Below are 23213 nucleotides of genomic sequence, written 5' to 3'. Positions count from 1 at the left end.
TGCTCTCCGATGTAAAACGACGAGCATCACCATAACGGTAATACTCCCGTTATGGGTTTTAATAGTTTATGGAATAACCATGTCATACAACCGACCATAGCCAGTAGTACCGCACATTTATTTAACTGAGCAAGCATCTCAGCCGTGAAAAGACCTTAAAGGCAGGTAATTATCACGAAGGAAAGCGGTTATCTTATCAATACAATTTAAAAAATAATATTGATAAGATAACCCCCCCCGCAAAATGCGGGGGAGTTATCGTTGTTACAGCTGATTAAGACATTCAGGAGCCCAGTGAATCGGGAATCCATCCTGCCCTGTTAACTGGAGAACATCGTTCCAGTCGATACCCTTTTTCCCATCAGGAATATCTTGTGCTGGTTCGAAGACTTCAATTGTCAGCTTTGATGCGGGATATCGTTTAGCCAAAAACTCAACCATGCGGCTTTGAAGTCGCTGAGCAGCTTCGATACCGGCACGAGTGCCTTGTGAGTTAGCAATATCCTTATCCGCCCAGATATAAAAGTTTATATATTTTACATCCGGCGGAGGCAGTAAAAAATCAGGAACAGTAACGTTTTCAAGGCACCATGCGGAGCTGGCTGCCCAGCATGGTGTTGAAGTCGCTTCTACAACAGAAAGCGCATTCTCGATCCCTTCAGCCACTCCCAGTGTCCAGGTCGAACTACCTGAATCATAGTGAGGGTCAAACAACTGAATTGAGCCACCTGTCATATCGGCAGGAGGCTTCATCATCAGCTTTGGATTTTCTACAGGTGCCTTATCACCGTTTTTGTCTACGTATGTTCTATGGATAGTCAGAGGCCGACCTCGGGTGTCACGATAGATTGCAATCATTCCCGGATAGATAATCGATTTCTGCTTATCTTTATCCCAATAGTAGATCCGGTTATTAAAGCCTAAATCCTTTGGTAAGTGACTCAGTAAGCGGGAGATCCCACGATTACGGAGGTACAAAGCAACAGGAGTATTAGGCTTTATTTCACCGGTATAGTGATACATCACATCAAGTTTTCGCATTCGCTTTGCCACTTCCTCTCGGTCAAGAGTTTCTGTGGCACGAACTGCTGATTTATAGCGTCGTTCATTTTCAATGTCGGCGTCAGTTAACGGAGCATGCAGATCCATCCCGAAAAAATCTGAGAGAATCTTTTTGCAAGTCTGCGTTTTACTTAATTCATAATATTTCGCCAGAACATCAATTCCGTCGCAAAACTCATTTACCGGAAAGTCATTATGGATCGCACATCCGGTATAAAGGTCTTTTTGTCGGAAACGAAACTTCGATTTCCCTGCGCCAGTAAACGGGCAAGGAACCTGGCTCGGGGCTTTTGCACAAGCGTCTTTGAAAGCAGGTATTCTTTCGAATATATACTTCCAGCCAGACACTTCAGCAATTCGAGCATGAACGAGTTTAATAAAGTGTTCAGATACTTCCTGTGGTTTACGACGAAGAGCCGGGGATGCATAAGTCATGATGATCTCTCTTATCTGGCATTGTGAGTTTCTCAATGCCTTCTGCGGTGCAGAAGACAGGGAGAAACCCACAACGCAGAATTTAAGAAAGAGGGCCCGGGGGCCCTCAACATTTATGCTTCAGTCGTGAAGCCATTATTCTCAAGACGCTGTATGTAGTTATCTACAAGTAACGCAGCCTGCTGGCTATTACCCTCCGCTATAGTGACTTCGCGGAAGATTCTTTCCTGAGGGCTATCATTGCTTATAACTTCACCAACACGTCCGAAAATACGGACTTTATGCATCGCACCGACTTTTTCATGTTCTACACGGTAAGTTTTTATCTGAGTCATATTTTGCTCCTTATTCCTTCATGGAGCAAAAAGACCCACCGGGGCCTTTTTGCCCCGATTGGGTAGAGTTTATTAAGAAAGTATTTGATGAACTAGCTTACTGACTTCAATAGACAATAAAGAAGTATCATCAACTGTTACGAAAGTGTCCGTTTCAAAACCAATTATTTCATCAGTCTTAATACCAACACCAACGATTTCTATTCCATTACATTTAGCCTTTTCCATAACTTCGACGATAGTAAATTCCGATTTATTCGGATAACCATCAGTTATAAGAAAAATTATTTTCCTATCGAATTGGCTGTCAAGTAACAGATCAACAGCTGCCATTAAAGCAGATCCCGTAGGGGTATAATAACCCTTACATCCAAGAGTGAATTTCGATAGAGATTCCTCAACGCTTTGATCAAACGTTTTGATAATCTCAAATTCACTTTCCTTGAAGGGAAAAACTATATTGGAGACATGCATTTTTGACAAACTTTCAGCGGCCATCGATAAAGCAAGATCTGACTTAATGGCATGAATATATCTTTCATCATTAGCCATTGACGCTGAAATATCACGAACTAATACGAGGCCAACATGCCCTCTATTTTTAGATTCGCTTTGAGCTCTGAAGACATCACGAACTCCCATTTGTGACAGAATTAATCGATTTCCATCGAAGGTAATTCCACGCTCATGAGTTTTGTTTCGGCCACGCATTTTAACCTGCTGTAAAACAGACAAGTCGCTACCGATTGAATGACTCAGAGACAAAGCCTCATTGTAAACATTCAAATCGATAAGGAGATCAGGGATATCCCATTCAGAAGCACCGAATTCGGCTTTCACGTCATCGGATACTTTTGATGCAATACCTTCAATCTCTTTAGCCAAAGCATCGTGATAATCTTCGCTATCCTCATCACTGCTAAGAAAGGCATCCAACAAATCTGCCAGTATCTCCCATTGAGCCGATGAAAAGTTACTTTCATCTTCAACGTTAGTCGAACTGGCTTCATCTGATTCACTCTCGGAAGGGTTAATCGCATCAGTATCGTCTTCAATAATGTTATCACCCGTGGGATTGCCACCGGTGGGTTCATTATTTCCCTCGTTATCTTCAGCAAGTTCTGAAGGCTCAGAACATCCCTCTTGAGCAAGATCAGCGTTATCGGAAGTATCTGCCTGACCTTCACTATCGTCCTCAGAATCATCCTCACGACTATCAGTCGACGTAAGCGATTTATCTTCTGATTCGGTATCGGTATCGGTCTCGGATTCATCATATGCCTCCTGCTCCTCCTGCTCTGTCTGCTGCTGTTGTTCCTTTGCCTCATCCCGCAGTCTCTCTAAAAGAGCCAGGGTCTTACGAGCAAGGGATTCACAGCCCTGAGTATTTTCACAACCAAGAGCATCATGAAAAATTTCCTCAACATCAGAAATTACTGGAGAAAGTATCTTTTGGGCATAGTCAAAAAACGGATCGAGGGTTTCTTTGTGACCTACCTGCTGAAGGACTTTTACTCGCAATGAGTTAAGCAGATACCACTCAATAAATAGGACAGGATTTTCCGGACGAGAAGATATATCAGGAGTCATCCTTCCGGCTTTAACCATCAGTGCGTAAGTGGCTGCAAGCCGCCGCTTTGCATCCGGATAATCGTTACCAACCTTCTCTTCCATCTGTACATCATCGAACAGATTTATAAGCCCGGTAAGACGTTTTGCCCTGCTATAAGCTTTACGTTTCTCAGCGAGGCTCTCAAACTCTGCATTCATTCCGTCATCGAAGCGTGTAAACCCTTCAGATGACATGAGAACACTATTAAAGGCGTCACTGTAAACCTCACTGACGGTATAGCGACCATGACCAGCTTCATGACAGGTAAAACCTTCAATCAGACTGACAAAGTCATCATCGCTATAATCGCCGTTTGGTAAAACACAAACTTTATTGACAGGATCAAAATACGGTCCTTTGGTATTGTCGTCTATTACAACTCTTACATCGCCTAAGCCGCTAATGACTTTTGCTATATTCTGTAAACGCTTAATATGGCGCGGCGATGATTTAAGATCTAATTTCATAGAATACCTCTTTATAAAAAGGGGTACTCACCCAGATGGTGAAGTACCCATCTGGGGTTTTTAATAAAGCAAACAGTTACCAGCCTTTGAGCTCGATATCAAAACCATTTTCAGCATTGTCTTCCTGTTGCGAAACTGATTTCTCAGGTTCAGCTACAGAATCAGTGTTTGAAAACGTGCTGTTTTTTATATCGTTCTCTACGACAGGTTCAACCTGAAACACATTTGTTGAATCTAAAATAGCTTCAATACCTGTGTTCTGTAGCGCGTTCGGTTCTGTTTGTGAGCTTTGATTAAATGATCTGGTAATAGATTCCAACCAGTCAGTAACCTTTTGCTCTCCTGAAATAATACGCTTTAACATTGAAGCATCACTCATGAAATAAAACCACTGCTGTAACACCGCAACGTCGCGAGGTTCAGAAATGGCACCTTTAGGTAAATTATTCATTATGTGTTTTATAGCTTCTGCAAGTACTGCCGCCTCTTTATGTATAAACATGAAGCTAATGATCTTATTTTGCATTTGCTTCAGTCGGTCAATAGTACTTGAGCGCAAATTATTATTTTTACTAATTTTTTCATAAACCCTCATTGCTTCTTCTGCCAGATCTGTTATCAATTGTTCCTGATAGTAGTCCTGGGTTTCATCACCTTCAACGCTAATAGGCGTAAAAGGAATAAAGTGAGCAATATTAAATCTAAAGGATTTTATGAAATCATCTTTAGTTAATTTCAACTGATCAATCAAAGAAGACATTCTTGGGCTTCTATTTTTTTCAGCCTCAATATGCATCTCATAATTGTCTACAACGTTTTGAATACCTGCCTGAAACTCTCGTTCAATCTCTTGGGCCCCTTCCAGAAACTCTTCCATACTGGAAACTGGTAAAATCCACATATTGCTATAGCGGATGCACAAGCGTGAGCAAAGGGTTGATATTCTGCTGGTAATCGTACTTTTGAAGCTAAGGGCTTTTATGTCAATCCAACGTACTTCGCTTTTAGATACGCTTTTTTGATCCGTAATATCATCTCCATCATAAGACAAATCGATTTTATCGGTTCGACGCGATCCTTGACAGCCACTTATTTCAATTTTTGTTATAACTGCACCTTCCAGTAAATCTGGATATGATTTTGCAAAATTCTCAGAGATTTGTTTTGCAGATACTTTGTTAAGCATTGAAGTATTTAAAGTCATGGGTTTCTCCAAAAAAAAGGGGAAACCCTCCCCAACGGGAAAGATTTCCCGATAGGGTTGATATTAAAGCTTCTCTGGTGCAATTAAAAGAATACCGGGAAACTCAGCGGCAACATCATCATTGCCCATTGCTCCCTGATACATATAACCTTTTAATTCCATTTCTTTAATTAGACCTTCCATATTTATTTTACCATCATGATAAAACAATAAAGAATAGTCGTTATTCAGTTGCATAAGTCCAGTAAAATTAGTTCCGTTTTTTGCTATAGCAATGGTAGCAGCACCATCCGTACTTAAAAACGCACTAAATTCAAGATGGGATAACTCTGAGATACAAATATCAGAGGTTTCATAACAAATCCCATCTAACTCGACTTTTTTGCTGTGAAATACTCCAGCGATTTATCCTTGTCTTCGCCAAGAGAAAGATCTATAGCTTGAAGAACAAGATCGACCACATGTAAAGGTAAAGCAGAAGCAAAAGCTATTTTGAAAGTGTCAAGAAGACTAAAGGTTTTTAACGTCATCGACGTGCCAACCCAAGCTACTAATTGACGAATATCCATCACACTGTCTTCTGTACCAGAGTCATTTACTGCAATCGCTACTCTTACGAACTTCTCAATGACCTGAAAAGGCAAAGAGCTATATCGTTTAGTAAGCACATTGGTTAAAGCAACTTTGTCGGGCTTCTCCATTTCAACTATCAAGAACCGCTTTATAAAAGCTGCATCTTGACGTTGAGAAGAAACGAACCGGCGAGCGCCTCCACTCATGTTTGTGTTTGCAGTACCAATAAATCGCGTGTAGCCATTAGCAGTTATAACCTCACCACCATTAGCACTGAGTGACCAGGGCTTACGTTCAATGGGCATGTGAAGTTTTGCTGCCGTATCAGGATCGATTTTGTCCACTTCATCCAGAAGAATGAGGTGACCATTACGAAATCCCGTTACCAAATCGCTGTGTACAAAACCTGTATTACCACCATTAAGACTGCGCTCACCTTCAAGCTCATCAACTCGAATATTGCTGTTGATCTGCTTAATTGTCAGCGGCCAATTCATCATGTGGCTAATGTACATTACCATTTCAGTCTTGCCAGAACCGGACTCACCTTTAAGACACACACTTAAATCTATATCCGGACTGATAAGCAGTTTAACCACTTGTTCAAGTATTCGGGGATTTGGTATGTAGTCTTTGTTCAGCGGAGCTCGATACGAGGTTTTAGTTTTGAAAACAGGCACAGCCATCTTTGGATCCATTTCTGGAATACCAAAAAGGTCCTTTGCTAGAACTAAAAGATACTCACCTTTATCCACATAATGTTTTAACTTTATAACATCCGGGGAAAGAAGAGCTTCTAATTTTTCATAAGCATCAGAAGATGTTTCATTTAACTTCATAGCGGCATTAGACATTTTTAACTCCGGTAAAATGCAAACACCGCCCTCTGGCAGATGTTTGCCAGTGGCATTTTATTTGAGATTCATTTGGCAAATAGTTGCCATCAGTTTCCTGATTTGAGGCACATTATAACCAAGATGATTTCCCACTATTTCAAAAGCTTCAGACATGATCCATTCAAAATGATTTTCGAATATTGGATTTATTTCTAACTTGCCAAAAGCGTTTCGTTTAGTTAACAGATCACATGAAACAAGCTCGTCAAACAACTCTAATGTGGATTTAAAAGCTTTTATGTAAACATCCATAATTTCCCTGTCAGTCCATTTAACAGCCAGTTTTTTTTCTGACATTAAATAATCCTGATCAAAGAAGATGTCCCAGCCCATATCGTCATTGCAATCATGCAAAATGATTTCATCATCATTCCTGCATTCAGCTAATTTCGTGTTTTCACTAATCGAACGATGCGAATGATAATAGAGCCATGATTTTAATTCCGCTCTAAATTCACATGCATCAAGTCCATGAGATAAACAAGTGTATTCAAATGATTTTGACATATACCACCGTGTTTCAGCTTCTAAAAGTGGATTCACTGTGATATTACCATTGTCATCTTTGAAGAATAACTTTCTCCTCAACACTAGTTCTTTAATGATTTCCAAAGACTCTTCCATAGCGGATAGAAAAACAACATACACATCCTCAGGGGTCCATTCTATTACCAGACCACCCAAATCTGGGTTATATTCTTCAACCGAATATAGATAATCTGTTTCTGCTGCAAAATTAATTGTATGCAAAATCTGATTTTTAAGTAATTTGGATTTTTCATAAAGGTGATTTTCACGCCTTTCAGAATCATAATTTATCTCAGAAATGTTACTTTCATCTGATTTAAAGTTTAATCCGGACGTGTATGCATCATTTAAATGCTCTTTGGGTGAATCAACTATTTGCGTTATTTCATCTTCATCTATATCGAATATAGAAAAAAAACTAAGTTGATTACTACTTATTGCAGTAGCCCTAAATTTTTGTTTCATGGGGACTCCAAAAGGAGAAATCCCATGAAGGGATTTCTCCCCTTTAGGGTGGGTTTAATGTCAGATCTGATTAAAGCTACTTTGTCCAAAACCTTTTAGAGGTTTAGGTATGTGAGCCAACTTACTTGTTGCTACCACTCTCATGTAGTCAAGAGGATGTTCTCTCCCTTCAATCATAATAGTATCGACAACAATATAACCGGAGACCATCAACTCATCACCCTGATTTATACCAGTGAAACAGGTTGAATACATTTCAGGCGACACCTTGATTTGAACTGAAAATTCTCTCTCAGTGATTTCACCATCAACTTCTGTCTTCATCCTATTTTTGAGCTTTATTAACAAACCTATACTCTGGTCAGTCATTTTTTTCTCCACAGCACTGATAACTATCCCGGACACTTTTACTTCATTGATATATTCAAGATATGACATTTTCCGCTCCTCGATTTGTTCAAAGAGAAGCCCCGTTAGGGTTCCCCCTTAACAGGATTAAATAAATTTATTAGTTACATACATGAACGTGCAGACTACCAAACAGGCAATTCCGGCAATATGTAACCAATTTCTTGTTGGTTTAGTTGGTGCAATCGCTAAAGAGTTCTCCAACTTCTCTGTTACAAGACGTCGATTCTCTGCTTTAGCCGCATCATCTAAATATTGAGTTTCACGCTTAGCGAGAGTCTCAATTTTCGATTTTATTGCATGGTCCCATCCTTTAGTTTCAAAAACGCTTAACTCACTAAAGGTGTGCGTCATGAGATCTTCTGGGAAACCCAGTTTTTTCATTAACGGACGAATGGTATCATACATTTTTTCTACATTTTCGTAGTGGGCCTTTACTGCGACATCAAAACGCTTACGTAAAGTTAATTTTTCACGTTTGCAAATGATGTCCGAAACCCAATTTATTAACTGCTCATTTTTGAGTTCACTGGCTTTTTCAAGTGAGTAATCCAGATTATCCACGTCAAGAAATGAATTTAATCCGTATTTTTCAAACTCCTCAACAAGATATTTATCCAGTTCAGTTAAGCTTTTAAAAAGTGGTACATCTGGGGAAGCTTTAAGAAGCTTATAAGCTCCTTCGAAATCAATTTTCTTGACCACGAGCTCCACAACATCCACATGATAATAGCTTGAATAAGCAGAAAGCTTTTCGGCCAACAAAGACACAGGCTTAAGAGACTTAAGTTCAATGATATTTGGGCCGTCCTCATTCAAAATAACAATCAGTTCATTATCACGTTCTGTATATTTCATCAGAACTTCTAAGAGCTGTTTGTTTAGCGCCTTATCCATCTCTGGAATAATTTCACTAAAGGTTTGATGAAGGGCTTTACTGCGAGCTTTATTTTTAGACATTTGGGGTCACCTATATATAGTAAGAAGGAAGAAACAAATTTTTGTTTCAACACGAAGGCAAAGCCTGTCATTCATCTCCCGTAAGCTATGAACCGCCTGATTTATACTATCTGGCATTAGAAGTACGCAACAAAAATAGCCCCAGGAGGAGCTAAATTAGTTACGGTTTGGTAAATTCAGATTGCCTTTTGCAGGCATGGGAAGTGCACCAGCGACAAAGGTGACATTTTGCCGGTGGTGTCTTACAGCTTGTTTAAGCTGGCCGCTTTTCACGGCTAAATCAACGCTTAACGCGAAAGTAACTTTAAGCAAAGTTACTCAAATTTGGGAGCTGATATTTAAGCTCATTGTTTTTATACTATAGCTTTAAGCATAAGTAAATGCCCATATCGAATTATTCTGTATAAAGTGGAGAAATTCGAATATTAGCTGCTTCTTTTATCTTTTCTTCACTGCATTCTCTTAAAAAGAAAGAAGGATCACCATACCACATTACAAAAAGTTGCTTTTCTGCACGCGTAAATCCAACATAAAGCAAACGTCTTTCTTCTTCTATTGCCTCCTCCCCAACTGATCTTTTACTTGGTATCTGATCCGCATTACAACTCATTATTATTACTTTATTCCACTCAAGACCCTTTGAACCATGCAAGGTTGATAGGACTACTTTCTCTGGGCTGTATTCCTCGTCCTTCTTCCTAGGGCCTAATGACATTGCAGCAGCACGATTTATCATATTCATCCAACCAGTCTTTTCTGCCCACTGTTTACAAGTGTCTAAAGCAATTTTTGTTAAGGTTGCTGTACCTTTATTACTCCTCATCTTGATTGACGACGATTCCATCCATTTCGTAAGGTTGGCGAAACGTTTTGCTATCTCAACTTTATCAGAACTTTCCTGGGTAAAGCGCACGAAGTTTGAATGTAATGTTTTTGTTTCGAGAGAACTGTCCTCCGGGATGGCAAGGTCGCCAAAAGTAACTTTTCTTCCTCTCATACTCAATGCCACTTCATCCAAAACTGATTCCTGTTCTCCAAACAATGCCAATACTCTCTTCATTAAGCGAGGATCATTTGATTGTCGGAAAAAGGCCATAAGGCTTAACACATCGCTTGTTTCTTTTTCATCCCAGAATGATTTACCTCCGTAACGAATTACTGGCTGTTCGATCAAACTTTCTAGCTCATCCAAGTGAGCATTATTGCGGCTTAGAATTGCCCATCCATGTGGATCCTGATTTATAAGGCTTAAAATACCCTGTATCTGTTCCTCCATATCTACATATGAACGAAAAGTGACCTTTCCCCCTCCCTTTTTTGCCGAGCGTAACTCTTTGGCATAACGGTAAACATTCTTTCCTATCAGTGCTCCGGCCACCTCTAAAATTTCAGGTTCACACCTAAAGCATGTGTTTAAGTAAAATATGTTAGGTCTGAAGTGTTTTTCAAACTGTTGAAATATTTTGACTCCTCCTGAGGATCTGAAGGAGTAGATGGCCTGATCATCGTCTCCAACTATACTCGTATAGACTCCAGCTCTTGTATGCAATGCTATCCATGAGAATTGTATAGAGTCAGTATCCTGAACTTCGTCTACTATCAAATGTGTCAAATCTAACGTGCGCATTTTTCCCGAATGCATTTGACCGACAACAAATTTTGAAAGAGCATTGAGGTCCGCCACATGGTCTTTCTGGCATAACGCCTGATAGGTATTAAACAAATGGATCTGTTGTCTGTTATGCCGAACTGAAATCACATCCGTATCCATTTCTCTGCCGATAGCATCAATAACGAATTCAGCTTCAGCAAACTTCATCGTTACACCGGATTCTTTCAAAGCCCGGTGAATGACAGATCTCTGTGCTGGCCCTATCAACATCTTTCCCGGCCAGCGAATCATGTCCAGTTGCTTCTTAACGAGTCCGTGAAAAGTATCCACCAGCACCCGGTCAAGATCCTTCTTGCTCAATCGCTTTTGTAACTTTGCTGCAAGTGCGTTTGTTGCAGCGCGAGTAAAGGTCACCATCCCGATTCTTGCATATGGATACTTTTTGAGAATCGATATAACCGCTTCTATCATGGTGAACGATTTGCCTGATCCAGGCGCTGCTATCACCATATTGTTTGCGCTAGCATTCTCGATAACAGGTCTTTGCTCTTCTGTTGGCTTACCCATTTCAACCTCATTACTTCGTTTTAATAATTATACATTTTTATAAAAGCGCTTTTCTTGTGTACTGCTGGTTCTACTGGAAATCACTTTTTTTCCTTTTTTATGCAATCAGGTTGTTTGTGAAACGCGTGACTATGGAATAATGGTTCCATCTCCAAAAGACATTACAAAAAGGGCTTTAAATGAAACTTTTACGTTTAGTATCTCTGGTCTCTTCTGTCGTCATTGGTTTTTCCCTATCGGGTTGTGCCGGTGACACCGGCACTACGCCAGGCACCGCTCTGAATGCGTACAGTCACGGCCAGTACTGGCATGCTAATGCAAATGATTCTGTCGCCAAGAATGCCTATTCGTTTGCTGGTTTCGACGTTAATTTTAAGGAGCAAGAGGTTACTCCTGGAGGGGATGCCGACAACTTTCTTTCTAAGTATCTCATCAATAGTTCGATGGGCTACGTAACAGGCGGTCTAAAAGGTTTTGGGATCATGAGCCTCAGCTCTTTGTACAGTTCTTCTGACGCCGAATACATCCAGGTCAATCAATACCTAGTGTTCGTCCCCAATCCAAAAAAATTGCCTTACAATGATGAAAGTTTGGTACGTGAGGGAGCTAAGTATGTTTTTGAGCATACAAAAGCAACTCAGGCCTCATTTGGATACAACCCTGAAAAACAGAAAGCAGCTCTGGCCACATGTAAAATTGATATGGCAGTCGTCAATAAATGGAGTACCTGTGATCTGCCCTCTAAGCCTGATGCTGATGTTTTCCCTACAGATTCAATGTACAGCTTTCAGGCGATTCGCCCCGCAACAGGAACCGAAATTCCTGAGCTAAACCTTCCCGCTGGTGATTACGCTGTAATTCGTTATGTGTTCATCCCATTTAAAGGAAACGAAACAAGCGCTGATTTTTCGGGTATCATTTTCCGTTCTGATAGCCCAAATACAACAACTCCAGGGGGTGTTGCAGCCTCCATCAACGGAAAAGATTATTACCTCTTTACCGGTGAATACGGTAAAAAAGGCTTCCCAGAAAAAACATTGAAAGCCAAGTAATTAAAAAAGGGGCCTAACGGCCCCTTCTTCAATATTTCGGCAACTGCTTGCCCGTAACCGGATCCAGCGTAGTTGAACCTACCTCACATATGGCCGGTCGAGGTAAATAGCTACAATCTACATTTTCCTCTTTTATAGCCTGAGCATTTTCTTGTCTGGCCTTTATCATATTTTCTTCACCGCCCATTGCTTCCTTGGTACGTTCTGATGGAAGTTGATAGTTCTCATTCTGGAATGGTAAGTTTTCCACAATTGATTCTTCGGAGAATTTTGAATATTGATCAGGAACTTCTCCTACCTGAACTGCATCATTAATCCACTCCGTCAGATCAATTTTATCGAAATCCAGTTGCTGTATTTGCTTTATTGATAGCCCCACGCAATTAGAGGCGACAGGGTCTATTCCTAATTGCGGATAAGCTTGTTGCATAATAACGCGTGACAACATGGAATTATAACAGCACATGTCTGTTGCTTTTTTAACGCATTTCTTTGTGAAACCAACATTCAGATATTTGACGCATCGTTCCGTATCTAATGTAAAACAGGATTTTTGATTCTTATGAATAGAAGCTTCCATCTCTTTCTGGTCGCATGCTACCAACATTTCTAAAAGCATTTTAGTGACCTGATAGGCTGTATAAATCCAACCGATCACGTTTAATGCAAGCATAAAGTTTTGAACCGCAGCCGAGAAGACAACCTCTCCTCCGGTAGTAGCAACGTTCTTAAAGACAAAGTCACGAACTGTATCTGGTAGCAATTCGTAGGCTTTCTTCATTGCCATCTGCTTAAGCTGACCTATACCGAAGCTGGACATTGTTTCCTGTGCCAACTGGCCAGCACCTCCTGCCCCTCCAGAAGTTGCGGAAGACCCAACTGCCCTGCTTAGATTACCAGCGACGTTTTCATATACGCTCGTTAAGGAGCTCGTGACGTTGTTCCACATTTGCCCTACTGTTTTACCAGCTGATGCAGTCCACTCTCCGACCGCATTAGACATAGAAGCCCATGTACCTGTATCACCGCCGGTCCATTTTATTAGCTGAGCATTAACTCTGGTCCAGTTTGTGTTTCTGATCATAGATCCGGCAAGCATGATACCTTCAAGTGCTCCTGCGGTTCCCTGTGGTGCTTCGCAGCAGTCCGTCTTTGCCAGGCCATTTACAAAGCCTACTGAACGACCACACCATTCAGGTTTTCCTTCAAAGACGGAACATGAATTGGCATCGTTAGGGTCTTCGCATTTGGCTTCGCCCTGCATGTACTGAACCATGTTTGAATAAGCCGCAACTTTTCCAAAATCGTTGTTCTCTTCCTTTGGCCCAGTTTCGCATGTTCCACCTGAACATGGGATCATGCCAACACAGGCATTTGTAGAAGATTCAACCTCCCGAACTACATCCTTCCCTCTGTCACAGGTGTATTTCTGTTCATACATGTAGCAACTGTTAGTGCCCTCATCGAACCAACCCTCTGCACATGTTTGTTTATCGAGTACACATGCTGCATCATTTTTATAAGCACTACATGCATCAGGCATACTCTTTATTTCTTCATAGTTGTAACAGAGGTCCTTTCCATTAGCGTCTTTCATAATTTTTCCACTAGCGTCATAAGAGCAAATTTTGTCTTTGGCCAATGGATCACAAAAGTAGCCTTCAAGGTTTGTCTTCCAGGTAAGAAATCCTTTATCACCTTCATACAGAGGCTTTGCCAATGAAAGCACGCTTTCCGGAAGCCGTTTTGTGCCAACATCCATATCTTTAAACCGATCGAAACGGCAGAATGTATTCGGAGCTTGTACAGCATCGTAACAACCAGCTGGTTCCTGGACGTGCTTATCTTCGAGCTTCATATTTTCAAAAGTCAGCTCAACCTCAAAATACCCTTCACCCTTCCCACCAACCCATACTCTGGATGCCATTGTCACTTCTCGATCAGGCTCCTCATACACCGATTTTCTGACCTTATCAGTCACATCGTAAACCTTGTCGAGTTTCCACGATTTTTTTAACTCCCAAGATCCCTTAGGAGCCGGATAGTCACTTTCTCGATATGCACCATCTATGTGAGCAAAAATCTGCGTGCCATCAAGTGTTACCCGCATGTGGTCATCCCACTCCGCGTTAACAATCTTTGCTGAGGCCAATTTTGCATCCGGATGGAATTTTAATGTCAGTTCGTTATCATATACCCCGTCACTCCAGTAGTTGTCATCACGGCGACCAAACCATATACGCACACAATTATCGCCGCACATCGACATGTCTCCGTTTCCGCCTGAAATGTAAACAGGGACTGAAAAATCACGGGTTATCGTGCAGCTGCTGAAGTTATCTTGCTTAGGCGAGTTACAGTAGAACTCTTTGTAATCAGGATAGTGTGTGGTTACTGTTTTTTTAGAGGTCTCAACATTACAGTTCTGAAGCCAGTTTCCAGTACCAGCAACAGCATTTGTTATCTCATTTCTCCCCGCAGTAAACATGGGATCGTTAGGCTTTATAGATGATGCCGGGTTGTCCTTGTTAGCATTTACGAGGGTGCGGTAGGCAACGCCATCATAACTTTGAGCATCAAATAACTGGCTTTTCCGATTCTTTATATCGTTTACAAAGCCATCCTCATCCCCATAACGATCTGCGGCATTGAACTTAATATCGCTGTGCTTTTGCTCTGAGCTGAAAATCTCTCCGGTATTTGTTTTGGTTCCAGGAGTAGTATTGGGATTACTGCTTATACCAATGTTGCCATTAGCATCCCGAGAGAGCAGCTTTGCCCCTTCCTTGGTATAGTTTGAATTGATTGTCCCTCCAGACATACTCGGCAGTTGTACGGCGCTACCAATGGACTTTCCATCGGATGCGGCATTTTTCATGACACTTTCATTTGAGTTCCCTGCCCCATACTTTCCGAGATTAAGATTAGCGGATTCGGCTTTACCCACGTATTTCTCGGTGATCTTCCCACTGACATTCTCGCCTGAATCCGCATTCTTGTACTTCTCAACAATGTCCTGAGCACTGGTTGTCGCATTGCGATTTGCGTTAGGATTAGCAAGATTAAAGTTACTTTCGAGCTGGTCAAATATAGCGTCTGCCGCATAAATACGAGGAGTCATTACCATATTTATGAGAGAGATATAAAAAGCCCAACTCATAGTATTGGCAATCATTGATGCAATAATAGTTGAAGCTATCGTTTTTCTAAGTTTCATTATTTTTACCCTTAGAAATCAAGCGCCTGGTATATATCTGACGCAACAGTCATTGTAACGCCACAACATATAGACATAATTATCATTGCCTATTTTTTTGCGCCCACCTTTAAGGGTTGACCAGTCATGTACCGAATCACCAAGACGATGACAGCAATCCGGCCCTTTCGCCTCAGGAGTTGGGAAAAGCATTGAAAGCCGATACTGGGAACGAGGTGTAAAGTATTCCCACGTTTTCTCACACATTGCGTCTGCTCCCATCGTTCGCATCAGCATTCCCTGGCGATGTAGTTTAGTCAGAAGACGCTGGGTTATCAGTGAACTCGTCCTTACAGCGTCATCATTTGCGTAAATGTGGCCGGTTAATGGATAAAGGTTGCCATCGCATCCGGCACAAAAGTATGCAGCGAGATTATCCTTTCCTGCTGTTACTGCTACACAGTCAGCAGCGCACACCATTGAGGCAATTGGGTTTGCAAAAACTACTGCCTCTGGATTCAGGACGAGTGTAAGCAGATCACTTTCCCACATAGGGTCCACTTCGCTTATATAGGTCAGGCTGGCATCTATATAGGGTTCAGCAGTGCACTCGCCAATAATCAGTAATTTGAGCATTGTCATGATTGGGAACTCCCAAAGATGAACATCGTAAAATCCGGCTTCAGTTGCTGTCATTGGCTGATTTGTGTTGCTTTTACCAATATCAAACTGCGATTTTTGAAGCATCGTGCCTTCAAGAAAGGGGCTGCACCAGGGGCTCTTTACAACTTCTACAATCTTCACCGGCTGAAAGAAGCTCAATTGCCAACCTATTTCCGGTACGCCGTTCTGATCTGTGCAGTAGCAACCCGGACGTGAAGGAGCAGCGCCTTCTGGAGCTGCCCCTATGCCCATTATCCTCATGGGAAAAATGCAGCTCCAACAGATATTCTTAATCAAGCCCTGCCACACTCCAGCTGACTGACACATAGCCCCAGGGACTCCAGCATCTGCTGCCATAGCCATACCCGGTATAGAAAGCGAAAGCATAACTGCTACAATGAACTCTAAAAGTAACTTTTTGAATTTTTTCACCATCATGCTCACTTGGATGTAATAAATGTTGCAACACTTTCGATATAGTCGACGGCTTTGGTAAAATAACTTCTCATCTGGTCCGGATAATTTAGCGTCAGCCATGTTGCAAAGAGAGCGCCTATAATAAATCCGAGTTTCATCTTATTTTTCCTCTGAAAGATTTGGGGCTCCGATACCACGGACTTCTGCCTCGCTAAACAGGGTGATCCGGAATTTATCTTGGTCAGTAGTTATAAGCGCAGGTGTGTTTTTAATCTGAAAGCGTGAGATGATCTGTTCGTTAACTTTAAACACCTTACCGTTAAATTTTTCACGTAAATCATTTAGGTGATCCCATCCATTATCTTTTTGGATACGGGTAAACATTGGCATTACTTTTCCACTACCCAGACGTTGTCGATACTGCTGCTCAGCCCATACCAGCTGGCCCGGATTGAGTGGATCGAAAATTATCATCGTCAGGTTTTGAGGAAATCTCGAAAGTGGATTAATCAACTCACCGGCGGAAGCTATTACACGGCCCTGCTTATCTTTTACGTCCTGAGTGACCCTCACTGTAGGGTCAATTAAAAATTCTTTGTGTTCCTGGGCAGGAGGGAGGTCGACCATCCATTGATTTTTCCATGTGTCAGAAACGGCCCTTTTTTTTGCACCTTCCCAGTCATATTTTTGTGCACGTTCTTCCAGTTCTTTAATGATGCTCTTTTCTTCAACGGGATAAGTGGTACCAGCAACCGGGAAAATATCCTGATCGGGTTTTTTAGCAAGTTCTCGCTGAAAAAACTCAACGTTGAAGGAGCCTACCATTTTTGCAAAACGAGCTTGCTCCCTAGAAATAATTGTCGGTACTTGAGTTACTTGATACTGACTGAAGCTATCAGGATCAATTGTAATCAAAGGAGATTCAAATTTTCCTTTGACAATCATTTGGTTTATTGCTGCCTGTGTCTCTGGTAGCCGAGTAGTTCCTTTCTTTAGACCATTGAAAACTACACGAGCTTTATGCTCTGAGGCCGTACGTAGAAGGTCTTCCAGTACATAATCCGGCAAGCTAAATGAAGCAAAGATCGTTATTCCATTTTCAGTTGATAGTGCTTCTTCACGTGTGCTATCCATTTTTCTTTCGAAGTCAGCAGCTGTGATGCCCGAGGAACCAAACAATTTTTCGATATTTTTAGATTGTCCTCGCATGACTTCCGGCTTATTTTCCACAGCTTTCAGAGCCGCTTCATTAAGGCTGGCGTTTTCTTGAATTTCATCACGTCTTCTAATTATATCGTTGACAGCTTCAGAGTTATTACTTTGGGCCCTGATAGCCTGGGTATGGTCTATAACTGCTTGAACACTATCCGCATTCATACCGGGGACGTAACCACGGTTTATTTGCTTGCTCAGGTCCTGGTTTTTTTGGAGTGCTTCAGCTTGCGCTATGTACTTCTGCACATCTGGTGATTTTAGCGTAGCATCAAGGCTAAGAGCCCCATCTGGCTGCTGTGCACCTTTAGCCTGTGCCCCAAGCCCTTTTGCTTGCTGAGCGATTAGGTCAGCATCATGTTGATACTCAGTGCTTGCATTTGTATTACTTAAAACTGCACATAACGCAAGTCCAGGAAGTATTGGTAAATATTTTTTATTTACATTAAAAGATCGCATATGTTTTCCCAATTACTGAATTCAGCTTTACTGTTCCCCAAAAACGGGAATCCCATGAGTGATCGGTTTGCCCAATTAGGAAAACTTCGCCTTCAGGAATTATCAATTCTTTTTCAATCAAAATGGACGGAATATTGTATTTCTTCGAAATACGACGTGCATTAGCTTCAAAAAATTTGTCCCCGTTATAAACCCCATCCATTGTTACTTTAAGTTTGTCACCGCCCACACCGGCAACAATTTTTATGACTCGTTCATTTTCTGGGATAAAACGTACCGATTTCGGCATGTTAAATGCTATGAGTTCACCAGTTTTAATACTTTTATCCGAATGATCAATCATATAAAAATCAGCAGGCAGGCACCCATTCAATAAACCGTATCCAAATGTATAACGGGTGAAAAAGACACACATAACGAGAATCAGCAATAAAATATTAAGGGGGACATACCAATCCAGTATAAGCAGCCCTCTCTTTTTAGGTATGTAGTCGCTCATATTTTTCTCACTGGCACTGAAGAATATTTTTACTAGGCAGATGCACCTCTATCCAAGTAATTATTATCCATGTTTTTCAACGCTCGGAAGTCTGCAAACCAACCTAATATTCACCTATAAGAATGTTAATTCCTCAGCATGTATACGCAGCTTTGTTAGCGGCCATGAAAGATGCCTTTGGAGCAAAGTTACTTTCCGACATTAATTTTTCAAAGGTCCAATTATTGGGTATAAAAAAGCCGGGACATAATGTCCCGGCTTTATATTTAAAAATTAACTACTCACTGCTTGGTATTGATACAGTGTTTTCAGACTTACTTGCCTCTTCAGCCGGTCCGAAAACTGTCACGTGCTGTGTTGCAAAGTCTCCACTATCATCATAAGCAATTACTTTTATGTCCTGCTTACCACGGTTAAGGTTTTTAGAAAGTGTAGCCGTACTACCGAAAACGTTCCTTAATTCGCCGTTGATGAACCATTCATATCTAACCATTTTTCCATCAGTATCATCACATTTATTGGTAAAGCTCCAGCTTAGGTTGGTTTCCGTGTAGCTCAATGTACAATTAGGCACTGCGTTTTTAACGACATCAAACTCAACAGATGCTGAACCTCTCTGTCCAAGTTTACTAACAACATCAATTGTAATCTCGTATTTCTTTTCTTTTAAACCCGAGATCAGTTGAGCCCAATAATTTTTGCCGCTGGGTATTACTTCACCGTTCACCTTGTATGTGACCGTATCTATCGAGTCCGCCGAATGAGATAGCTTGATGTTTGACCTTAAGGTTACATCGAGTGGAGCTCTCATATATTTGTTAGAGAACTTGGGTGTCATCTCAACGTTCATTGGCGTTTGTTCATCGACAACAAAGGTATTTTCGATACGCTGTTCATTGTTTCGGTTATCTTTGAAAACAACCATCAATGTATATTTGCCAGGATTTTCAATTGTAAATTCTTTGGTGTCACCTTCATCTTTAGTGATTACCAGATTCTCTTTGTCGTAGATCCATTCACGGGAATAAGTAACACCAGGATAGTCTCCATCCTTAATACCGCTCAACGCAACGCGTAGGGTGGTCGGTGCCATGTCGTATTTAAGTTTGGAGCTTATTTTCATCTCGGGAAATTTATAAACCCACGATTTGACAGAAACTCTACGGGTAGAAACCGTATTCTCCTTATTGTCCGCTAACCATGCACTGTATTCAAAAGCAGCATATCCCTGTTTATCCAACATTTGCTCAGTAAGGGTAACAGACAGTGAAGAGCCCTTAAATGTCTGGCCATCCGGTGTTTTCCATTCTTCAACTACGTTATTACCATTCTGGTACTTACTGTTAGGGTTCGTGAACTTACCTTCCAAAGTAACTTTTTGACCAACCTCTACCTTTGAAACCCCCGTTACCGAGACAGAAAGGCGCTTGGGTTTTGCGGCTGCCAACCGAGCAGACGTTTCCTTCCATGAAGACTCCTCTGCCAGTTCATCGGAATCAAGGTAACGCATCCGGGCATAAATCGTAGACGGTAGGGTATCAGCTGAAGCCACAGTGTAAGTTGTATCTCCCTGCACCCAGTTGACTTTATCCTCTGACCAGAGAACCTCAGCGGTGCCTGCTGGTATAGGTTCATCGTTATCAAGCAGGGTTACAGGTATATCTGAGCCCTGAAGAATGTCTGTAACATCTATACTGAGCTTAGGCTGCTTGTAGGTAACTACCGTTAAGGCATCTGTGTAGGAAATCTTGGATGTGAATTTATTAGTCATTTTTGCCCTATAAAGCCACTTTCCTACTTCTGTCTTTTTGATACTTACACTTCTCTTTCCGGTCATGTCGGAAAGCATGGTCCAGGTTTGACCATTATCAGAGGACTGCTGCCATTCGGTGGGGGCGAGTGCATCAGAGTTAGCCGTACTGGCAGATTTGAAGCTTACCAGAGTACTAAGTGGGATCCTTCCGATAATAAGGCTTTTCGACAGGTTACCCTCCAGTTCCTCACCTTTATAGATTCGAATGCCTACAGCACTGGTCTCACGTTTCATTTCAAAATCAGAGAATGGCGATCTGACCTTAGCCACACCAACCAGACGCATATTACCCAGATCCATATTTTCAATTTTAATCTTGGTTTCGACAATGCCCGCATCATTGACCGGCAATGCTTCAGTCAGCGCAGTTCTTTCGTATGTAGTTTTATAACGGCCTGTTTCTGGATCTTTGCCGTATACACTTTTTTGAGAGTATATCGTGACGTCCCATTCTCCCATTGTTTTACGGTCAAATGCACTTTTACGTGTGGAGTTGTTATAACGCCCCACTGTTACCTTTAAGGGCACTTCAAGAGATGTGGCTGTTTTTTTGTCATCCACTTCCATCGATGCTCGAATATTGAAATCAGGCACCGTATATACGTTGAGGGTGTCTGTAGTTCTTAATTCTGGATCCTTTGAGTATTCTACAGCTATGTCAAAGACGTTCTTTGTCCACAATGGTGCAGCAGCAACCTTGACCCTTTGTACAAAGGTCGTTGCATCGTTGTTTGAGGAACGATTTTTAAATGACGTTTTGACAGCCTCAGAGCCGTTTTGAGAGACGATCATCGTAACGTCAGCTGGTACCACCTTCGCTAATATTCGAGCGGCCTCCCCCCCGGTCGTATAAGCCAGAGCAGTGTTCGGATTGATGCCTGCTATGACTTTATTCTTTTTGTAAGAGATGATCGGGTTGTATGGTAATTGTGTGGTCAGAGTACGGCGATTCCTTGCGGAAACCGCTTTAGAGCCCTTCCCGTTAATCATATAGACTTGATAGTCGAGCAGATTCTCACCTGTTTTATTAAAGAATCCAGTTAGACCCGGGGTACGTCCTTTAAAATAGAACTCCAACCCATCAGGGACATTGTTCCACTGAGGGTAGCATGCTGTAACATCTGATTTTTCCCCATACCAGGCGAGGTAAGCATTCGCATTTTCCTCTGTGGTAAACAGAGTGCATTTATCACCAGCTGTTTGACTAAGCAGGTCCGTATACTGACGTACGCGCGAGTAAAGAGTTACGTTTTTTTCCAGATTCTTAAGAGTGAATCCAGTAGGTTGATAAGTGAACACGGTACTGAAATTTACGTTTTTTCCATAAAGGTTTTCAGCCACCACAGTAATCTCGTGATCCGAATTAACTGCTAAATCGTCTCCAACCGGCAGGTAGTAAATACCTTTATAATTTGTAGGTGTTAACGAAACTACTTTGTTGTCTATTGTTACTGATTTTATGTCAGCAACCCCAGCCTGCCCCTGGAAAGCTGCAACGATAATCTCGTTCAGGAAGTATACGGGTGCTCGTTTAGTTAATACCTGCCCATCTTTGAGAACCATAAGCGTTGGGTTATCAGACAGCATCAGTTTGCTTTCAGGCTCAGTGTACGTAGAAGAGTTTTTGCTCGTATTTTCTACTGTAAAAGTCGCTGCGTAGGACCCGTTTATAAGATCCGTTAAGTCAAAGATATAGAGGTACTCATCACCGACTTTTTGAGGTCCACTTACCGGCTGTAAAGTTCTACGTAAAGGGGTTGCCCAGGACTGTTTGAAATCAATCTCAGTGCCATCATCTAAAGTCACTTTAGTCGTCGGCTTAAACACGCCATCCGGAGTCATAGTGAGCGACATAGCTGTTGGGAGCCACCATTCACCTTCTGTTTCTTGCTGGGGTACCTTAACGGCCACAGCAACGGTTTTGGCTCCGGTATAGATGTCCTGGCCACCTACTTTGATTGTTTTAGCCTCATCGGTAAAATTCCAAAGTGTATGGTCTACTACAGGAGGCCGATAATCCCAGTTAACAACAAGCTTTTTGGATTCAGGAGGTGCGAAATAATTATTCTTAGAGTTTGCTGTAATTGTGATATCACGTGAACCCAAAAGTTCATCTGTATCACTGGCCTTAATGCTTCCAACTTCAATGGTACAGGAAGTTCCGCCAATAGGTACTTCACAGGCGGAGCCTGAACCTATTGAGATGTATTGAATATAATTGCGGGGTTCAACAGAAACAGCGATATCTTTGATCGCTTCATCCTTTAAATACGATTTGAAAGAAAAGCCGTCATAGACTAATCCGTTCAGGGATGATTTAAGACCGGTGATAGTTGGTTTTACCGGTGCCACACTTTTGATTGAATATTCACCTTTTACTATTTCAACTTTTTTCCGTTCAGAACCAGAGAAGTAAGAAATCTTGTAAGGTAGTTTTAAATCACCGGTGGTGTTGGGAACGCCTGAAAGAGTGAAGCCGTTAGAAGTTAATCCCAAGGTATTGGGTAACCACTCGAAAAAACAAACGAGGTTATCAACAGAGGAAGTCGCTCGATCATCAACCGTTACATTACAGGCTGTGCCTGCACCTGAGGCAGTGATAGTGTTAGAATTAACGTATGCAACAAAGTCGCCCGGCCCCGGGTCAAAGGATACGGCTGGCAAATCAGCCTGTAGCTTTCCTGAAATCATAATCGCTTCAGCATAGACCGCTTTAATCGGAGCAATTAAAGAAAACAACAGGGCTAAACCTAAACCTGATTTTCTCATGACGAATAC

Annotated in this window: 16 protein-coding genes; 1 reads left to right on the top strand and 15 read right to left on the bottom strand. The window is 41.6% G+C overall.

Annotation, left to right across the window (positions count from 1 at the left end; genetic code table 11):
- Positions 1–264: 264 nt before the first annotated feature.
- From ACOTYB_RS11805 to trhI, 10 genes are all read right to left on the bottom strand, one after another.
- Positions 265–1497, bottom strand: a complete 1233-nt coding sequence (locus tag ACOTYB_RS11805) for a DUF7146 domain-containing protein (RefSeq protein ID WP_000220379.1) — start codon at positions 1495–1497, stop codon at positions 265–267.
- Positions 1498–1610: 113 nt separating this feature from the next.
- The gene (locus ACOTYB_RS11800; protein WP_000192120.1) at positions 1611–1832 is read right to left on the bottom strand and encodes a hypothetical protein; all 222 of its coding nucleotides are present in this window, start codon (positions 1830–1832) and stop codon (positions 1611–1613) included.
- A gap of 72 nt (positions 1833–1904) precedes the next feature.
- On the bottom strand, positions 1905–3911 hold the full coding sequence (locus ACOTYB_RS11795) for a VWA domain-containing protein (RefSeq protein ID WP_000762700.1): 2007 nt from the start codon (positions 3909–3911) through the stop codon (positions 1905–1907).
- Positions 3912–3987: 76 nt separating this feature from the next.
- Entirely contained in the window at positions 3988–5115 is a 1128-nt protein-coding gene (locus ACOTYB_RS11790) for a DUF3150 domain-containing protein (protein WP_000174396.1), read from the bottom strand.
- A gap of 63 nt (positions 5116–5178) precedes the next feature.
- Complete coding sequence (locus tag ACOTYB_RS11785; RefSeq protein ID WP_001176645.1) at positions 5179–5352, bottom strand: hypothetical protein; 174 nt, start codon at positions 5350–5352, stop codon at positions 5179–5181.
- Between the two features lie 131 nt (positions 5353–5483).
- Entirely contained in the window at positions 5484–6542 is a 1059-nt protein-coding gene (locus ACOTYB_RS11780; RefSeq protein ID WP_000063335.1) for an ATP-binding protein, read from the bottom strand.
- 57 nt (positions 6543–6599) lie between these two features.
- The gene (locus ACOTYB_RS11775) at positions 6600–7577 is read right to left on the bottom strand and encodes a hypothetical protein (protein WP_000810361.1); all 978 of its coding nucleotides are present in this window, start codon (positions 7575–7577) and stop codon (positions 6600–6602) included.
- 60 nt (positions 7578–7637) lie between these two features.
- Positions 7638–8015 (bottom strand): hypothetical protein, encoded by a 378-nt coding sequence (locus ACOTYB_RS11770; RefSeq protein ID WP_000120822.1) that lies wholly within the window; start codon positions 8013–8015, stop codon positions 7638–7640.
- A gap of 57 nt (positions 8016–8072) precedes the next feature.
- A complete protein-coding gene (locus ACOTYB_RS11765; protein ID WP_000041927.1) occupies positions 8073–8945 on the bottom strand; it encodes a hypothetical protein in 873 nt (290 codons plus the stop codon).
- 394 nt (positions 8946–9339) lie between these two features.
- Entirely contained in the window at positions 9340–11124 is a 1785-nt protein-coding gene (gene trhI / locus ACOTYB_RS11760) for an IncHI-type conjugal transfer helicase TrhI (protein WP_000517885.1), read from the bottom strand.
- 179 nt (positions 11125–11303) lie between these two features.
- On the opposite strand from trhI, the gene ACOTYB_RS11755 reads away from it, so the two are divergent.
- The gene (locus ACOTYB_RS11755; RefSeq protein ID WP_000771834.1) at positions 11304–12176 is read left to right on the top strand and encodes a hypothetical protein; all 873 of its coding nucleotides are present in this window, start codon (positions 11304–11306) and stop codon (positions 12174–12176) included.
- 28 nt (positions 12177–12204) lie between these two features.
- Here the strand turns inward: ACOTYB_RS11755 and trhN are convergent, their stop codons facing one another.
- From trhN to rsp, 5 genes are all read right to left on the bottom strand, one after another.
- On the bottom strand, positions 12205–15393 hold the full coding sequence (trhN, locus tag ACOTYB_RS11750) for an IncHI-type conjugal transfer protein TrhN (RefSeq protein ID WP_000776701.1): 3189 nt from the start codon (positions 15391–15393) through the stop codon (positions 12205–12207).
- 18 nt (positions 15394–15411) lie between these two features.
- Positions 15412–16467, bottom strand: a complete 1056-nt coding sequence (gene trhU / locus ACOTYB_RS11745) for an IncHI-type conjugal transfer protein TrhU (protein WP_181231580.1) — start codon at positions 16465–16467, stop codon at positions 15412–15414.
- Between the two features lie 144 nt (positions 16468–16611).
- Positions 16612–18123: a TrbC family F-type conjugative pilus assembly protein gene (locus tag ACOTYB_RS11740; RefSeq protein WP_001256132.1), complete on the bottom strand. Its 1512-nt coding sequence runs from the start codon at positions 18121–18123 to the stop codon at positions 16612–16614.
- A complete protein-coding gene (gene trhF, locus ACOTYB_RS11735) occupies positions 18110–18622 on the bottom strand; it encodes an IncHI-type conjugal transfer protein TrhF (RefSeq protein ID WP_001286760.1) in 513 nt (170 codons plus the stop codon). The genes ACOTYB_RS11740 and trhF overlap by 14 nt, the downstream gene beginning before the upstream one ends.
- A gap of 277 nt (positions 18623–18899) precedes the next feature.
- Entirely contained in the window at positions 18900–23204 is a 4305-nt protein-coding gene (gene rsp, locus ACOTYB_RS11730) for an IncHI-type conjugal transfer protein RSP (RefSeq protein WP_001232109.1), read from the bottom strand.
- Positions 23205–23213 lie beyond the last annotated feature (9 nt).

The sequence above is a fragment of the Enterobacter cloacae complex sp. IR5450 genome, from assembly GCF_049238665.1.
GTDB classification, from domain to species: Bacteria; Pseudomonadota; Gammaproteobacteria; order Enterobacterales; family Enterobacteriaceae; genus Enterobacter; species Enterobacter hormaechei_C.
Note: the sequence above shows the minus strand (reverse complement) of the source record. Positions and strands in the feature narration are given on the sequence as shown.

Bases quoted from the DNA above. Each gene is read 5' to 3' on its own strand.
- ACOTYB_RS11740 (WP_001256132.1), bottom strand. From the start codon at position 18,123: ATGCGATCTTTTAATGTAAATAAAAAATATTTACCAATACTTCCTGGA.
- ACOTYB_RS11775 (WP_000810361.1), bottom strand. From the start codon at position 7,577: ATGAAACAAAAATTTAGGGCTACTGCAATAAGTAGTAATCAACTTAGT.
- ACOTYB_RS11770 (WP_000120822.1), bottom strand. From the start codon at position 8,015: ATGTCATATCTTGAATATATCAATGAAGTAAAAGTGTCCGGGATAGTT.
- ACOTYB_RS11795 (WP_000762700.1), bottom strand. From the start codon at position 3,911: ATGAAATTAGATCTTAAATCATCGCCGCGCCATATTAAGCGTTTACAG.
- rsp (WP_001232109.1), bottom strand. From the start codon at position 23,204: ATGAGAAAATCAGGTTTAGGTTTAGCCCTGTTGTTTTCTTTAATTGCT.
- trhF (WP_001286760.1), bottom strand. From the start codon at position 18,622: ATGAGCGACTACATACCTAAAAAGAGAGGGCTGCTTATACTGGATTGG.
- ACOTYB_RS11805 (WP_000220379.1), bottom strand. From the start codon at position 1,497: ATGACTTATGCATCCCCGGCTCTTCGTCGTAAACCACAGGAAGTATCT.
- ACOTYB_RS11800 (WP_000192120.1), bottom strand. From the start codon at position 1,832: ATGACTCAGATAAAAACTTACCGTGTAGAACATGAAAAAGTCGGTGCG.
- trhN (WP_000776701.1), bottom strand. From the start codon at position 15,393: ATGAAACTTAGAAAAACGATAGCTTCAACTATTATTGCATCAATGATT.
- ACOTYB_RS11790 (WP_000174396.1), bottom strand. From the start codon at position 5,115: ATGACTTTAAATACTTCAATGCTTAACAAAGTATCTGCAAAACAAATC.
- ACOTYB_RS11765 (WP_000041927.1), bottom strand. From the start codon at position 8,945: ATGTCTAAAAATAAAGCTCGCAGTAAAGCCCTTCATCAAACCTTTAGT.
- trhI (WP_000517885.1), bottom strand. From the start codon at position 11,124: ATGGGTAAGCCAACAGAAGAGCAAAGACCTGTTATCGAGAATGCTAGC.
- ACOTYB_RS11785 (WP_001176645.1), bottom strand. From the start codon at position 5,352: ATGCAACTGAATAACGACTATTCTTTATTGTTTTATCATGATGGTAAA.
- ACOTYB_RS11755 (WP_000771834.1), top strand. From the start codon at position 11,304: ATGAAACTTTTACGTTTAGTATCTCTGGTCTCTTCTGTCGTCATTGGT.
- ACOTYB_RS11780 (WP_000063335.1), bottom strand. From the start codon at position 6,542: ATGTCTAATGCCGCTATGAAGTTAAATGAAACATCTTCTGATGCTTAT.